Origin of the sequence: Bacillus sp. MZGC1 (assembly GCF_002998605.1) — a bacterium.
Lineage (GTDB): Bacteria > Bacillota > Bacilli > Bacillales > Bacillaceae > Bacillus.
In genome coordinates, this window is sequence record NZ_PVRE01000001.1 from 598412 (window position 1) to 614077 (window position 15666).

General features: G+C 42.8%; 14 protein-coding genes and 1 tRNA gene. 12 read left to right on the forward strand and 3 right to left on the reverse strand.

Annotation, left to right across the window (positions count from 1 at the left end; translation table 11 throughout):
• The first annotated feature begins 206 nt into the window (after positions 1–206).
• Positions 207–788 (forward strand): beta-class carbonic anhydrase, encoded by a 582-nt coding sequence (locus C6Y06_RS02950; RefSeq protein WP_060597724.1) that lies wholly within the window; start codon positions 207–209, stop codon positions 786–788.
• Between the two features lie 37 nt (positions 789–825).
• Entirely contained in the window at positions 826–2448 is a 1623-nt protein-coding gene (locus C6Y06_RS02955) for a SulP family inorganic anion transporter (protein WP_060597350.1), read from the forward strand.
• Positions 2449–2476: 28 nt separating this feature from the next.
• Here the strand turns inward: C6Y06_RS02955 and C6Y06_RS02960 are convergent, their stop codons facing one another.
• Positions 2477–2818 carry a MazG nucleotide pyrophosphohydrolase domain-containing protein gene (locus C6Y06_RS02960; protein WP_034660068.1) on the reverse strand — a complete coding sequence of 114 codons (342 nt, stop codon included), beginning with the start codon at positions 2816–2818 and terminating at the stop codon, positions 2477–2479.
• A gap of 136 nt (positions 2819–2954) precedes the next feature.
• Between C6Y06_RS02960 and C6Y06_RS02965 the strand changes: the two genes are divergently transcribed.
• Positions 2955–3533 (forward strand): LOG family protein, encoded by a 579-nt coding sequence (locus C6Y06_RS02965; RefSeq protein ID WP_034660067.1) that lies wholly within the window; start codon positions 2955–2957, stop codon positions 3531–3533.
• Positions 3534–3592: 59 nt separating this feature from the next.
• On the opposite strand, the gene clpP is transcribed toward C6Y06_RS02965, so the two are convergent.
• Positions 3593–4189: an ATP-dependent Clp endopeptidase proteolytic subunit ClpP gene (clpP, locus tag C6Y06_RS02970; protein ID WP_034660066.1), complete on the reverse strand. Its 597-nt coding sequence runs from the start codon at positions 4187–4189 to the stop codon at positions 3593–3595.
• Positions 4190–4441: 252 nt separating this feature from the next.
• On the opposite strand from clpP, the gene C6Y06_RS02975 reads away from it, so the two are divergent.
• From C6Y06_RS02975 to abc-f, 9 genes are all read left to right on the forward strand, one after another.
• A tRNA-Arg gene (locus C6Y06_RS02975) sits at positions 4442–4517 on the forward strand.
• A 372-nt stretch (positions 4518–4889) separates the two neighbouring features.
• Positions 4890–5780: an ABC transporter substrate-binding protein gene (locus C6Y06_RS02980; protein WP_060597723.1), complete on the forward strand. Its 891-nt coding sequence runs from the start codon at positions 4890–4892 to the stop codon at positions 5778–5780.
• A gap of 168 nt (positions 5781–5948) precedes the next feature.
• Positions 5949–7118, forward strand: a complete 1170-nt coding sequence (locus C6Y06_RS02985) for a macrolide family glycosyltransferase (RefSeq protein WP_106036496.1) — start codon at positions 5949–5951, stop codon at positions 7116–7118.
• A 122-nt stretch (positions 7119–7240) separates the two neighbouring features.
• A complete protein-coding gene (gene nikA / locus C6Y06_RS02990; protein WP_106036497.1) occupies positions 7241–8872 on the forward strand; it encodes a nickel ABC transporter substrate-binding protein in 1632 nt (543 codons plus the stop codon).
• A 15-nt stretch (positions 8873–8887) separates the two neighbouring features.
• Positions 8888–9817 (forward strand): nickel/cobalt ABC transporter permease, encoded by a 930-nt coding sequence (gene opp1B, locus C6Y06_RS02995; protein WP_034660061.1) that lies wholly within the window; start codon positions 8888–8890, stop codon positions 9815–9817.
• Positions 9818–9822: 5 nt separating this feature from the next.
• On the forward strand, positions 9823–10710 hold the full coding sequence (gene opp1C / locus C6Y06_RS03000) for a nickel/cobalt ABC transporter permease (protein WP_066031726.1): 888 nt from the start codon (positions 9823–9825) through the stop codon (positions 10708–10710).
• On the forward strand, positions 10673–11491 hold the full coding sequence (locus C6Y06_RS03005) for an ABC transporter ATP-binding protein (protein ID WP_106036498.1): 819 nt from the start codon (positions 10673–10675) through the stop codon (positions 11489–11491). Before opp1C ends, C6Y06_RS03005 begins: the two co-directional genes overlap by 38 nt.
• The gene (locus C6Y06_RS03010; RefSeq protein ID WP_106036499.1) at positions 11485–12255 is read left to right on the forward strand and encodes an ABC transporter ATP-binding protein; all 771 of its coding nucleotides are present in this window, start codon (positions 11485–11487) and stop codon (positions 12253–12255) included. The genes C6Y06_RS03005 and C6Y06_RS03010 overlap by 7 nt, the downstream gene beginning before the upstream one ends.
• A 334-nt stretch (positions 12256–12589) precedes the next feature.
• Positions 12590–14149 carry a ribosomal protection-like ABC-F family protein gene (abc-f, locus tag C6Y06_RS03015; RefSeq protein WP_223251432.1) on the forward strand — a complete coding sequence of 520 codons (1560 nt, stop codon included), beginning with the start codon at positions 12590–12592 and terminating at the stop codon, positions 14147–14149.
• Positions 14150–14164: 15 nt separating this feature from the next.
• Here the strand turns inward: abc-f and C6Y06_RS03020 are convergent, their stop codons facing one another.
• Complete coding sequence (locus C6Y06_RS03020) at positions 14165–15574, reverse strand: polysaccharide deacetylase family protein (protein WP_060597344.1); 1410 nt, start codon at positions 15572–15574, stop codon at positions 14165–14167.
• Positions 15575–15666 lie beyond the last annotated feature (92 nt).

A 15666-nucleotide genomic window follows, 5' to 3' on the forward strand; every position in this document is an offset into this window, starting at 1 on the left:
GATCTGAGAACGATAGATTGAAAGGAAGACCGCGTCTCCCTTACGTTGAAGCGGAAAATAGAGAAAATGATGACTTTTTTTCTCATCGTTTTCTCATTTTTTTCTTTTTTTTCTATCATTTTTCTTCTCTATGCTTGAGAACACACGAAAGAAAAGGGGGACAGGCAGGGACTTACGTGACTTATAAAAAGATGGGAGATGGCAAGATGGGATCAAAATTAGAACAGATTCTTCAGCACAATTCAGAGTTCGTACAAGAGAGACATTATGAGCCTTACAAAGCGGGGAAATTTCCCGAAAAGAAACTGGTCATATTAACTTGTATGGATACACGTCTTTTGGAATTATTGCCGCAATCCATGGGGCTGCGCAACGGTGATGCCAAGATCATTAAAAATGCGGGCGCCATTGTAACTCATCCGTTCGGCAGTGTGATGAGGAGTATTCTACTAGCCATCTATGAGCTAAAGGCAGAAGAGGTATGCATTGTAGGACATCATGAATGCGGAATGGCAGGTCTTGCGGCAGATCCTTTACTTGAAAAGGCGAAAGCACGCGGCATTGAAGAGAAATGTTTGAGCATTGTGAAAAACTCAGGAGTTGATTTAAAGGGGTGGCTGACAGGCTTTGATTCGGTTGAAGAGAGCGTGTCCCGAAGTGTGAAATTGGTCAAAGAGCATCCATTGATGCCAAGTGATGTGGCTGTTCATGGACTAGTCATTCATCCAGCAACGGGAAAGCTGGATGTTGTTGTGAAAGATAAACAGATTGACGCGCAGTATACCTAAATCATCTACACATACTTGAAGGAGGCCAACACATACCATGCGTTTTTATGGAAGATTTGAAGGATATGATTCATCAAAGTTTAGACGCGATTTAATCGCTGGGCTTGTCGTGGGCGTTGTGGCAATTCCTTTAGGCATGGCTTTTGCCATTGCATCTGGTGTCGGACCAGAATATGGATTATACACAGTCATCGTTGCCGGCATTTTGATTTCATTGTTTGGTGGTTCAAAGTATCAGATCGGCGGGCCGACTGGGGCGTTTGTTCCGATTTTATTTGGTATCGTCAGCCAGTATGGTATCGAAAACTTACTCATAGCCGGTTTTATGGCAGGCTGTATGCTTGTATTATTCGGAATATTCAAACTAGGGAAGCTCATGAAATTTATTCCTCGTCCGGTTATCATCGGCTTTACTGCTGGCATTGCTGTCATTATTTTTTCAGGGCAGATTGCCAACTTCCTCGGATTAAAGGGTGTTGAAAAGCATGAAAGCTTTTTCCTCAATATGAGAGAAATTGTGGTCCATCTCGGTACCGCAAACAGTCTTGCCATCATCACAGCCGCTATTGGGCTCATCGTGATTGTGGCGGCTCAAAAATACATTCCCAAAATACCTGGTGCTCTATTAGGTCTATTGGCTTCAACGTTTCTAGCTGTTCTCTTTTTCCAAGGACAAGTTGAAACGATCGGCTCGGCATATGGGGAAATTCCTCGTCAGCTGCCAAGCTTCGCTTTTCCTGAATTAACGATTGAAAAAATGATATACCTCCTGCCTCCAGCGATTGTCATTGCACTTTTAGGCGGAGTGGAGTCAATCTTGTCAGCTATGGTTGCTGATAATATGAAAGGCTCAAAGCATGACAGCAATAAGGAGCTTGTCGGACAAGGGATCGCCAATATGGCGGCACCGCTATTCGGAGGAATTCCGGCGACTGGTGCGATTGCCCGTACGGCAACAAACATCAAAAATGGTGGAGCAAGCCCGATTTCTGGTGTTGTGCATGGCGTCGTCGTGCTGCTCATCTTAATGCTGTTTGCGCCATATGCGTCGATGATTCCACTTGCTGCGATGGCACCGATTTTAATGTTTGTTGCTTGGAATATGAGTGAGAAAAAAGAGTTTATCAATATTGTAAAAGTGAAAAATGCGGATTCACTTGTACTTGTTGTGACCTTCCTGCTGACGGTCATCGGTGATTTGATTATTGGCGTCACCGCAGGTCTCATTTTAGCATTTATCGCTTTTATCAAAAAAATGAGCCAGACGACCAGCATTCATACTAATGTTGCGGTTCCCCAAATGGAAACGGCAGCTGCTTTAGAAAAACAGACAGACCAGCGAGGTATCAGTATGTACTCCATTGAAGGGCCGCTGTTTTTCGGAACAACAGATTCATTGGAAAATTCGATTTTGGACCATGTTCAGACAAAGCCGAAAACGCTCATTCTGCTCATGAATAAAGTCAATTATATGGACACATCAGCAGAAGCGGTTCTGATGAATATCTCCAATCGTTTAAAGCATCATAATGGAAAGCTGATGATTGTCGGACTTCAATCGCAGCCGAAAGAGCTTTTGCGTCGAACGGGTCTTTTTCATCATATTGGAAAGCAGCATTTCTTTGAACGAACAGATGATATCTCGCCACAGCAGTTATAAGGTGGAAAAAAAGCACGTGACAATGTGGTCACGTGCTTTTCACTTGCTCTATTTCTTCTGAAAAACGCTTTGTGAGTTTCTGTTGATGAGAGGAGAAGACCTCTTCTACTGTGACATCATAGAGATTGGCTAAAATAAGTAGATTCGCTAACACATCACCCATTTCTTCAACGAGTTCTTTCTTCAACTCGGATGATTTTTGTCTTTGCTCATCAGGCCGGTCACGTCCGATCTCTATTGCTCTAACAGCACGAGCGAGTTCTCCCGTTTCTTCCATGAGGAAGCCTAACCGGATAAACGGCCCGTATTTTGTCCAATTTCTCATTTCATAAAAATCCTTGATCCACTTCTCCATCTCCGTTGTTTGCATTTTCTTTATACATCTCCTTATATGGTGTTTACCTTTTGATTTTACACTATATATAGATGGATCGGCTGTTTTTTTACAATTAATTATAGTAGAATGAGTGGGAGAAGAAATCATAGAGAGAGATGGAGCTGTTCTGATGAAAACGATTTGTGTGTTTGCTGGTTCGAATCCAGGCGTGAAGGACGTCTACAAACAAAAGGCTGTAGAGCTGGGGACTTATATGGCAGAGCAAGACATCCGTCTTGTATACGGCGGTTCACGAATTGGATTAATGGGTGCCATTGCAGATGAGGTTTTAAGACAAGGCGGGCAAGTGATTGGGGTCATGCCTAAGGGGCTTTTTAGAGGAGAAGTTGTGCATCAAGAGCTGACAGAATTAATCGAGGTAACAGGAATGCATGAACGAAAAGCGAAAATGAGCGAGCTGGCTGATGGATTTATTGCGATGCCAGGCGGCTTTGGTACATATGAAGAATTATTTGAGGTGCTATGCTGGGCACAAATCGGCATCCACCAAAAGCCAATCGGCTTGTATCAAGTGAATGAGTATTTCAATCCGCTCATTGACATGGTGAAGTTTAGTGTACAGGAAGGTTTTTCGAATGAATCACACCTTCAATTGTTACATGCTTCCAGCGAACCGGAGGAATTAATCACGCAGATGGCTTCTTATCAAACACCATCTCTTCAGCAGAAATGGACAGAGTTGTCTTAAAGCGTTTTTGAATCACAAAAAACCGTCTGTTCAATGAGCAGACGGTTTGTTTTGTCATATTATTTTTGTTCTTCTGAATTACGGGTCAAGACTTTGTCAATGAGTCCGTATTCAAGTGCTTCTTCCGCTGTTTTGAAGTTGTCACGATCTGTATCGCGCTCAATCACTTCAATTGGCTGACCAGTACGTTCAGCAAGTACTTGGTTCAGTTTATCGCGTAAAGAAAGGATTCGTTTTGCCGCAATTTCAATTTCTGTTGCTTGACCTTGGGCACCACCTAGTGGTTGGTGAATCATGACTTCACTGTTTGGAAGGGCATAACGCTTACCTTTTTCACCAGCAGCAAGCAGGAACGCACCCATAGATGCAGCCATACCAATACAAATGGTTGATACCTTTGGTTTAATAAATTGCATCGTATCGTAAATGGCCATACCAGCTGTGATCGAACCGCCAGGGCTGTTAATGTAGATAGAAATATCTTTTTCTGGATCTTCAGCTTCTAAGAAAAGCAGCTGTGACACGATGGAGTTGGCAACATTGTCATCGATCGCAGAACCAAGCATGATAATACGGTCTTTTAAAAGACGAGAATAAATGTCGTAAGCTCTTTCCCCACGATTTGTTTGCTCAATGACTGTAGGTATTAAATTCATAATGTTCCTCCTTCACCTTTTAGGTAAGTATGTAATTCAATGATACATTTTTGGTCAATAAAGGTCAAACAAAACGCTGACCTAAATTCAAATACCCCTATCCATTTTCCCCAAACTCATTCCACTTCAAACCATCATTTTAGTCTATGTATCCAAAAGAAGAAAATACATGTTCAGGACTGATGATTAATCATTGCTTTCTTGCAGCATTTCCCTTATAATTTGATATGCTGACGTTCAAAAACATATCGTGCGCTCGTAGCTCAGTTGGATAGAGCGGTGGTTTCCGGTACCACGTCTGCCGGGGGTTCGAATCCCTCCGAGCGCGTACTTGATCTTGTTCACGATCGATAAAGGCCCAATGAAACCCTCTCCTTTGAGAGGGTTTTCAGATTGTTGACAAAGGGCTAAAATGATCTTTATTTTAGCCCTTTGTCTTCTTTTCAGCGTGATAGAAAACCTTTGAAGTCTAGGAAGGACGAGCACCGAAGCGGAGCGAATTTAACATTCGTGAGCATCGGCGCACAGGACTGACACCGAATGCGAGGGTTTGTCTACACGCTGAAACCCTCTCCTTTGAGAGGGTTTTTTCGTTTACACATATATATTATTCACTTTTAAAATTTTTCATTTATGACTAGCCATTTATGCTATAATTAATAATCATTCTCAATTAAAGGTGGTTTCACAAGTGAAAAAAATGATTTGGCTGGTCAGTCTGCTGGCATTATTATTAGTGGCATGCGGGCAGAAAGAGAATAAAGAGCAAGCAGCAAGTACACGTACATATACAACTGAAACGGGTGAAAAGATCACCATTCCCGCCAAGCCGAAGCGTGTTGTTGTGTTAACAGCGCAGCTTGGAAACTTTAAAAAGTTAGGTGTGACACCTGTTGGCATGACAGATGTTTACCCAGAATCGTCGTTTTTAGATGAATCAGGTGTGAAGCGGGTACCGATCGAAAATGTAGAGGCGATTGCCAAGCTAAAGCCTGATTTGATCATTGCATATTCCCAAAACGAACAGATTGAAAAGTATAAAAAGATTGCCAAAACGATCACGTTTACGACAAGTGAACACAGCTTCAAAGAGATGCATATTGAAATCGGAAAGATTCTTGGAAAAGAAGCGTTAGCGAAAAAACAAATACAAGAAATGGACGAGCAGCTGAAGAAAGACGGCAAAGAGGTCAAAGCAAAAATTGGTGATGACAAGACGTTCTCCATTATGGACGTGCAGCCAAAGCAAGTATACTTATTTGGTACAGACTTTGGCCGCGGCGGGGAAGTCATCTATCAAGGCTATGGGTTCAGCTTGCCTGAAAAGGCAGAAAAAGCTCTTCCGAAAGAAGGCTATCTTGGTATTTCATTAGAAGAGATGAACCAGTATACAGGTGACTATTTACTTGTACCCACAAAGGATGGAAAAGCACCGAATCTTGATATCACAAACAGCGGTGTATGGAAGAAAAATCAAGCAGTGAAACAAGGACATGTCCTGTACTATTCAATTAATGAATTTATCTATGCGGATCCAATCTCAATTGAAAAACAGTCTGCTGCGTTTAAACAAATGCTGCTCAAAAAATAATAGAAAAAAGACAAAGCACATAACATGGGGCTTTGTCTTTTTTCTTCTTGTCATCTCTTAAAATACTGGTCATAAGACTCATTTCTTCCCTTTACAGGCGTATTTGTTGAGCCTGCTGGCTGTATATGATTAACATGGAAGAGAATTGACAATGAGGAGGGATTTCTTGTGGCGAAGATTTTATTGATTACATTTCCAGCTGAAGGGCATGTGAACCCTATGTTAGGGATCATCAAAGCATGGGCGGATCGAGGAGATGAAGTACATGCGGTCACAACTGTACATTATGAGCAGCGAATCAAACGCTTAGGAGCTCACGTACATAAACATCCAGACTATATTCGTACATTACATGTGGATGAAGGAAATCTCGATTCCATGCAGCCGTTCTTTCATGCCATGCTGCAAACATCATTTGATATTTTAGAGGTGGTGGAAACACTTTCTCAGCAGCATTCATTTGATTTTGTCTATTTTGATATGTTTGGGGCAGGAGAGCTTGTTCGAGATTACTTACAAATTCCAGGGATCGGCTCAAACCCATCTTTTGTGCTGCAAGAGGCGCATTTTGATACACCGCTATACAGAAAGGATGAGAAAGCCGATCATCTGTTAGAAAACATACAAGAGCGTTTTGGCGTTCTGCCAACGCGTTTGATGCAATTCATGAAAAACCGCGGAGAGCTCAATATCGTGTATACAAGTGAATATTTTCAGCCGTCTGTCGATGCAGTGAACGACTCGTTTGTTTTCATTGGACCGAGCTTTCTAAAAAGGGCAGATCAGCATGATTTCCCGCTGGAAGCACTTGAGCAAGAAAAAGTCGTCTTTATTTCGATGGGCACCGTACTTGGGGATACAGAAGCATTTTTTAATATGTGTATTGATGCCTTTGCCGACTTTGACGGAAAAGTGGTGCTCGCAACAGGTGAAAAAGTGGATCGGTCTCTCTTGAAAGAGGCGCCTTCTCATTTTCTGATAGAACCTTATGTACCGCAGCTTGAAGTGCTTGAGCTGACAGATGTGTTTGTGACCCATGGCGGAATGAACAGTGTCAATGAAGGCATTCATTATCACGTTCCGATGGTCGTCATTCCGGTCGACAAAGATCAGCCGATGGTCGCACAAAGACTGACAGAGCTATCTGCTGCCCGTGCACTTGATAAAGATCAGCTGACAGCAAAGCAGCTAAGAGAAACGGTGGAATCTGTTCTGGGAAGTGACACGTACCGTGCTGGGATTGAAAAAATTGAAGAAAGCTTCCAAACAGCAGGTGGAACAGAAAAAGCATTGCGGGTGATCGATCAATTGTTGCAAACGAAACAGACTCAATCGTGAGTCTGTTTTTTTGATAAAAAAAGAGATTGTATTCCCCATTTCTGTATGATATTATTCAATTCGTAATCATTTCGATTAATAATCGTAATGATTACGATAATATAAATTTGGGGGAAGTACATATGAGTGATCAGCCTGTTTACATAAAGAAAAAGCAATCCTATGTAACATACACCTTGATGCTGTTTTCAGTCATGGCATGTTTTTTATTGGCATCATGCTCTGATAATAAAGCATCTTCCAGCATGAATGACAGAGAAGAAGATGAACTGGTGTATGCAAGTACAAAAGATATAAGGGACATCAATCCCCATTTATATGGTGGAGAGATGGCCGCTCAAAATATGGTGTTTGAATCGCTTGTCGTCAATACAGAGAAAGGCGTTCAGCCTGCCTTAGCGAAGAGCTGGGATATTTCAAAAGATGGAAGGACCTACACCTTTCACCTTCGAAAAGGCGTGACTTTTTCAGATGGCGAGCCTTTTAATGCAAAGGCAGTGAAAATGAACATGGACGCTGTCGTTAAAAATATTGAAAAGAACGCTTGGCTTAATCTCGTATCCGAAATCAAATCCACAAAGGCGGTGGATGACGATACATTTGTTCTTACGTTAAAAGAGCCTTATTACCCTACGTTAGAAGAACTGGGCTTAACACGCCCCTTCCGTTTTATTTCTCCAAAAAGCTTCATTGATGGAACGACAGCAAAAGGAGTTCAAAGCTATGCAGGCACAGGTCCTTATGTGCTAAAGGAACATAAAAAAAATCAATATGCCGTTTTTAAAGCGAATGACCACTACTGGGGGAAAAAGCCAAACATTTCAACAGTAAAGTGGAAAGTCATGCCGGATCACCAAACGATTTTACTTGCCCTGCAAAAAGGAGAGATTGATCTCTTATTTGGAGCAGATGGCGACATGATCGACGGAGACTCATTCCAGGCTTTAAAGGAAGCAGGTCAATACGGTGTGACCGTGAGTCCTCCTGTTGGTTCAAGATCGATCGTCATCAATTCAAACCAGCCAATGACAAAAGATCCGAAAGTCAGAGAAGCGTTTCAATATGCCATTCAAAAAGAGATGATCACAAAAGGCATTTTAAATGGAACGGAACAGGTGGCACATACGCTGCTTGCCCCGTCCGTTCCTTACGCAGATATCCCGCTGAAAAAGAAAACCTATCAAAAAGAGAAAGCAGAGGCATTACTGGATGAGGCAGGCTGGAAGCTGAAAGAAGACGGCTACCGCTATCAAAATGGCAAAAGGCTGAGTGTCGCCATTTACTATAATTCCGATAATGCAGGTGAAAGAACGATAAGTGAATCCATTCAACAAGATTTCAAGCAAGTGGGGATCAAGCTGGATATTAGAGGAGAAGAAAAACAGGCGTTTTTAGATCGCCAAAAAACAGGGAAATTCGATCTGATGTACTCGCTATCGTGGGGACTTCCTTATGATCCACAAACCTATGTTTCTTCGTTCCGCGTAGCATCGCATGCTGATTATCAAGCCCAGTTAGGATTGAAGAAGAAAAAGTGGCTGGACGAGACGATTACGAAAGTATTGGTAGAACCAGATGAGCAAAAGCGGAAACAAATGTATCGAGACATCTTGACGTATATCCATAATGAAAATGTCTACATCCCAATTTCTTATTCTGTGACAAAGGCTGTTTATAATAAGCGCCTGAAAGGCATAGGTTTTCATGTGTCACAGTATGAAATTCCCTTTGACCGTATGTATTTTTCTTCATAAAGCGGAGGCAGAAAGATGACACGCTATCTCTTAAAACGAATATTACTGCTTTTCCCACTCATGATCTTCATCACCTTCTTTGCTTTTGTACTGCTGACGATGCGGGCAAGTGATCCAGCTGAGGTCGCTTTGCGGGTGAATCAAGTCACTCCAACAGAAGACATGATTGAATCGATGCGGCAGGAGCTAGGCTTAGATCAGCCATTTCTTATAAGATATGCCACATGGCTTAAAGATGGATTAACAGGTGATTTTGGCAGGAGTTATGTTACACAAGAGCCAGTTTTTGATCTCATCATGGAGGCGCTGCCTGCCACATTGCAGCTTGCGGGAGCAGCGCTCTTTTTCATCATTGTATTGAGTTTGTTATTCGGAGTGATCTGTGCATATGCTGCTCATACATGGGTGGACCGAGTACTGAGAGCCTTTGTGTTTATCGCTGCTTCAATGCCTAGTTTTTGGTTAGGGATTTTGTTTATTTGGCTTTTTTCTGTCAAATTCAATTGGGTCAATACGAGTGGAATGGAAGGATTCAAATCAATTCTTCTACCAGCTGTCACACTATCACTTGGGTACTTATCAACCTATGTGAGACTGATCCGCAATCAAATCCTGAAATTTCAGCACGAGCCCTTTGTTTTTTATGCAAGAGCTCGCGGTTTAAAGGAACGGGCTGTTCAACTGAAAGTGATGAGACATGCACTTCAATTAGCTGTGACAGCACTTGGCATGTCTATCCCAAAACTCATTGCTGGCACAGTTATTATTGAAAATCTTTTTGCTTGGCCAGGGGTTGGCCGGTTGTGTGTAACAGCTATTTTTCATGCCGATTTCCCTATGATTCAAGCCTATTTATTTGTGATGGGGTTCCTTTTTGTTGTGTGTAACCTCATGGCTGATGTTGTGCAAATGACCATGAATCCGCAGTTGCGAAAGGAGGTCTGAGAATGATGATAGGATGGCATCAATTAAGAAAAGACCGTATGGCGGTTGTTTCTATCTGGCTGTTAGTACTTGTCGCTTTAGCAGGACTGCTTGCACCAGTGTTAGCACCACATGATCCAACAGAAACGAACATTCTTCAAAAATATGCCGGCATCAGCCTGACTTATCCGCTCGGAACGGATCAGCTCGGGAGATGCGTATTGTCACGGCTTTTATATGGCATTCGGACTACGATGCTTGCGGCCATGCTGACGATGTGTATCACGATGCTCATTGGCAGCACACTTGGACTCATGGCGGGCTTCTTCCGAGGAAAAGTGGATGGCGTGTTGATGAGACTGTGTGATGTCATGCTCTCCTTCCCAGCAGAAGTAATGATTCTAGCTGTTGTGGGGATACTGGGGCCTGGATTATTCAATATTATTTTGGCGAATGTCCTAGCGAAATGGGCCTGGTATACAAGAATGATTCGTTCGTCCGTTCTGCAGTATGCGAATGAACCATCTGTTCAGTATGTAAAAGTGTCTGGCGGCTCCCCATTTTACATACTGAGGAAGCATTTATTTCCTCGCATTTCAGGAGAAATTGCTGTCTTTGCGACACTTGATGCGGGCTGGGTCATCTTAAATATATCTGCTCTGTCTTTTCTTGGGTTAGGCGTGAGCGCACCTACACCGGAATGGGGGATGATGCTCAACGAAGCGAAGAATGTCATGGTGACACATCCAGCCCATATGCTTGCGCCTGGACTTGCCATCTTATTTGTAGTCATGGCGCTGAACTTTTTAGGAGACAGCCTTCAGCAGGCCACGACCCCTGCCATGCATCATAACAATCAAAAGGGAGGGAGACCATTTGCCTTTCATCGACGTAAAAAATCTGTCCGTACATGATCCAGTGCAGCAAAAGGATTTAGTGGCGAACATAACGTTCTCTCTACAGCAACAACGTTGTTTAGCTGTTATTGGAGAAAGTGGAAGCGGAAAATCAACCGTCGCAAAAGCGTTAATTGGCTTGATTCCTTCTTCGCTAGAAGTGGAGGGAGCGATCATGTTTGACGGCGAAACATTGACAACTCAGACAGCTGAGCAGTGGCGAGGCAACCGAATTGGCTTCATCTCACAAGATGCGATGAATGCGTTCAATCCCATCGAAACCATTGGTCATCAAATGATGGAAACGTTCCAGCGTCATTTGGGCTTACAAGGAAAAGAAGGGAAAGCACATGCCATCGCAGGACTTGAGCGTGTTCATTTAAAAAATCCAAATGAATTGTTGAAGCAATATCCTTATGAATTATCTGGCGGTATGCTTCAGCGAGTGATGATTGCGATCACGATGATGCTTTCTCCTGATGTGATCATTGCCGATGAGCCAACGGCGTCGCTTGATGCATATAATCGGCGTGAAGTCATCAGGCAATTACAGAGGCTGAAAGAAGAAACAGGCGCGGCCTTGATCATCATTTCGCATGATTTAGGCGTCGTTCAGGCGATCGCTGACGAGGTGTTGGTGGTGCATCAAGGCGAGATGCTTGAGCATCGCCCAGCTGATAAGGTATTCACATCGCCTGAGCATCCCCAAACGAAGCATTTACTTGAGACGAGGCGCCGATTATCTGCGCCTCTTGAAGCACTGCGGCAGCAGCAGAGAGTGAGGGCATTTCCATGTTGATTACAGCTGATAGCCTCATCAAACATGGAGAGAAGAAAGGTTTCTTCTCTCGACAAATGCAGTCAAAACCACGCATATCAAACGTCTCGTTTGAAATCGAAAAAGGACAATGTGCCGGGTTAGTCGGTGAGAGCGGCAGCGGCAAAAGTACATTGGCAAGAATTCTGCTCGGTTTAGAAAAAATAGATGGCGGCAAGGTACAGATTGATGGAAAGCCAGCTGACACATGGCGAAAGATGAACCGAGGAAAAATGAGTGTTGTCTTTCAGGATTATCGATCTTCTGTTCACCCCTCCTTTACGGTGAAAGAAATCGTTGCTGAGCCTATGCGATTGTTAAAGCAGGAAAAAAATGTGGATCAGAAGGTTTTATCGTTGCTTGAACAAGTCAGACTACCCTCTTCTTTGCTGTATCAATATGCACATCAGCTAAGCGGCGGTCAGCTCCAGCGAGTGTGCATCGCACGAGCCATATCAACGCATCCAGCCATTCTCATACTAGACGAAGTCCTGAGCTCACTGGATGTCTCTGTTCAGGTGCAAATATTGGAGCTGCTCGAGACATTAAAACAAGAGCTAGAAATGACCATCCTTATGATTACTCATGATATAGAAGCGGCGGTGTATCTATGTGATCGTCTCCTTTTTTTACATGAAGGAAGCATAGTGGAAGAATGCAAAAAGGATGAACTGCTTGATGCGGTCCACCCATTTACGCTGAAATTAATGGACTCACTTATGCCATTTCAGCTTGACAAAAAATAACCAATCTTTTATCGTATACGTAACAAACGACGGAAGGGTGACCCAATGCAATGAAGTACTAATCCTATGACCTGTAAGCAAAATGAAAAAACGAAGGCAGTGAGCAAACGATTGGTTTGCCATGTTTGCTGCGTTTTCATTTTTTAGCTTCGGAATAGGATGGTACAGCTTGGGAATCAAAGAATGAGGTGATTGATACGGGGGATGTGTGTGTTCAGATAGGAACGCGGCACGTCATCCTGGATTGATCTGCTTATTTTTGTACACCATTTTGCCTCCTATTCTGAGAATGGGAGGCTTTTTCATGTCTCCTGATACGAAAGGAGAGGGTTGGATGTTAGTAAAAGCCAATCAGTTAAAGATTTTTCGAAAAGATCGATTGTTATTTGATATTGAGGAGCTTGCCATCCATCAAGATGACCGCATCGGCCTTGTTGGAACAAATGGCAGCGGGAAAACGACTTTATTGCATGTGCTGGCTGGGCAAGAGAAACCAGACAGTGGCACGTTTGCTGCCACAACGACCTGCACACTGCTTCCTCAGCTGAAACAAGCGGATGGCACACAGAGTGGTGGTGAGATGACCCAGACTTATATTGAAAGCGCGTTAAACCGTCCTTCTGCCCTTTTATTAGCAGATGAACCAACGACTCATTTAGATACAGAGCACATTGAGTGGCTGGAAGAGAAGCTGCATCATTATCAAGGGGCCCTCATTGTCGTTTCACATGATCGTGCTTTTTTAGATGCGGTATGTACGGAGATTTGGGAGCTGGATCATGGACGGCTTAATCAATACAAAGGCAACTACTCGCAATTTGCACAGCAAAAAGAGCTGGCGCATCGTCAGCAGGTGGAAGCGTACGAAGCTTATACACAAAAGAAAAAACAGTTAGAGCATGCGCTTGAAAAGAAAAAGAAAAAAGCCGACAAAGCAACAAAGCCATCCCAAAAGCTGAAATCCTCAGGGCCAAAAATTGCAAAGCCCTACTATGCAAATAAGCAAAAAAAGCTGCAAAAAACAGCCAAATCCATTGAGACAAGGATGGAGAAATTAGAAAAGGTTGAGAAAGTAAAAGACATTCAGCCCATTCAAATGACTCAGCATACAATGAAGGAAGTAGCGAGCCGTACTATTTTGCGAGTGAAAAATGTAGATGGCAAGGCGGGCGATCAATTGCTTTGGAAGCAGGCAAATGTGGAAGTGAGAGGCGGGGACAAAGTCGCCATTATCGGCAAGAATGGGAGCGGGAAAACGACATTTCTCCGAATGCTGGTGAATGGGCATCCCGGAGTGTCTCGCTCAGAAGCTGTCAAGCTCGGCTATTTTCGTCAGGATCTTTCAGGATTGAAGGTAGATGAATCGATTTTACAAAATGCGCTGAAAGAGGCTGTTCAAGATGAGACAGTGGTACGAACGGTTTTAGCGAGACTGGGATTTCGAGGGGATGATGTGCATAAACCTGTTAGGGTGTTAAGCGGGGGAGAACGGGTGAAGACCATGCTTGCGTCCTTGCTTGTCAGTGATGCCAATGTCCTCATGCTGGATGAACCGACAAACTTTCTAGATCTGTCGGCAGTTGAAGCGCTTGAAGGTCTATTGAAGGATTACCCAGGTACCGTTGTGTTTGTTTCCCACGATCGCAGACTGATTGAGGAGGTGGCCACTCGCATTTTCCATGTTCATGAAAAGCGTATTGAAGCATTTGACGGCACATATGAAGCGTATAAACAAAAGGACGACAAACCAGCTGTTACACAAAGAGAAGAGGAGCTTCTTTTAATTGATATGCAGCTGTCTGAAGTGCTCAGCCGTTTAAGTATTGAGCCGTCTCAAGAGCTGGAAGAGACATTTCAAGCATTATTGAAACAAAAGAAGTCTTTGGAGTCATAAAGAAAACCCCTGTGTTTACTGCACAGGGGCTTGTTCATGCCGTTCTTTTGTTAATTGTTCAAGTTCACTTACTGTGACCAGCTGATAGCCTTGTTTGGTGAGCTCATGGATGATCTTCACTGCTGCTTGAGCTGAGCTGTCATAAATATCGTGCATTAACACTGTTCTGCCATCTGCTGCATGTGAGAGAACATGGTTTGTGATCTGCTGACTGTTGCGAATTTTCCAATCCTCTGGATCAACATCCCATAAAGAGACCTTCATCCCAACCGCTTGATTGATGTCTTGATTTGTTCCACCATATGGCGGTCTAAAGTGCGTAGGTGTATACCCGCTCGCTTTCTCAATCAACTGCTGGGTGTCCTTCACTTGTTTCACCGCCTCCTTTAAAGGCAGTCTTGTTAATAAAGGATGACTGTAAGAATGGTTTCCGATTTCATTCCCGCCTTTTAGAATATCTGCAAGCATACTAGGATAATACTGCACCCTGCTGCCTAATACGAAAAAGGTCGCATGTCCTTTATTTGCCTTTAATGCATCTAAAATTTTTGATGTTGTCGCTGGGTTCGGACCATCATCAAATGTGAGGGCGATGGCTTTTTTATTTGGGTCAAGCTTTGATTTTTGCGGCAGCTTGACGGCTTTTCTTTTCGGATTTGGTTCTTTCATTTCATTTTGGTTATTGGTTTTATTCATATATTCTGGCTTTAATATATCTTTCAGCAGCGTCTTTTTAATCGCGAGTGTTTGCGGACCAAGATCCTTGTCGGCTACTTGAGATGCTGGGAAATAAAATTCTACATATTTCTCTTTCAAGGCAAATTGACTGAAGTTTTGAGCAGTAGGGGCTGTTCCTTTCTGAAGGAGAGTCTGATCCTTAGATAAGGTTTTGTCCTTTTGAAGCTCTGAATATGTAATGTAGGATAATTTCTTCAAAAAGTTGGTTTTAGGCAGAAATAAATCTTTTGTGTCAAGAAAGGTTTTTTTCTGAAAATCATAGTTGATCGTGAGATGATTGGTGGTCCCATTTTGCTGACCTGTATAGGTATAAGTCGTAAAGCGAATAGCAGCAGACTGCTTCGCATAATGCACCATATCATAATCAATATTCAGTTCAAAGCGTTTGTTTTCATCGATGTCCTTGGCTTCACTAAACGTCTTTTTGAAATGCTCTAATGCTGAATTGGCGTAGCTTTGAATCTTGTCATCTAGCTGTTTTTGATGAAAAAGAGGATAGTTGACTGCATATCTCATAAATTTCCCGTCATTTACGAGAGTAACGATTTCGACATTTTTATAGTTCGTATCCTGCTTTACATTTTTCTTCTCTGTACCGCTTGCTTGTTGATTTTGAAAGAAAGCAACGACTCCAATGATGATCGCAAGTGCAAATAGGCTGATACTCCATTTTCCCTTTAATGACACAACGTTCAAATCTCCTCTCATGACGGGCCATTCTTTATCAGTTTGACATCTGTTTGTAATATTTTTATAACATTTGACTTACTTTTGTAATT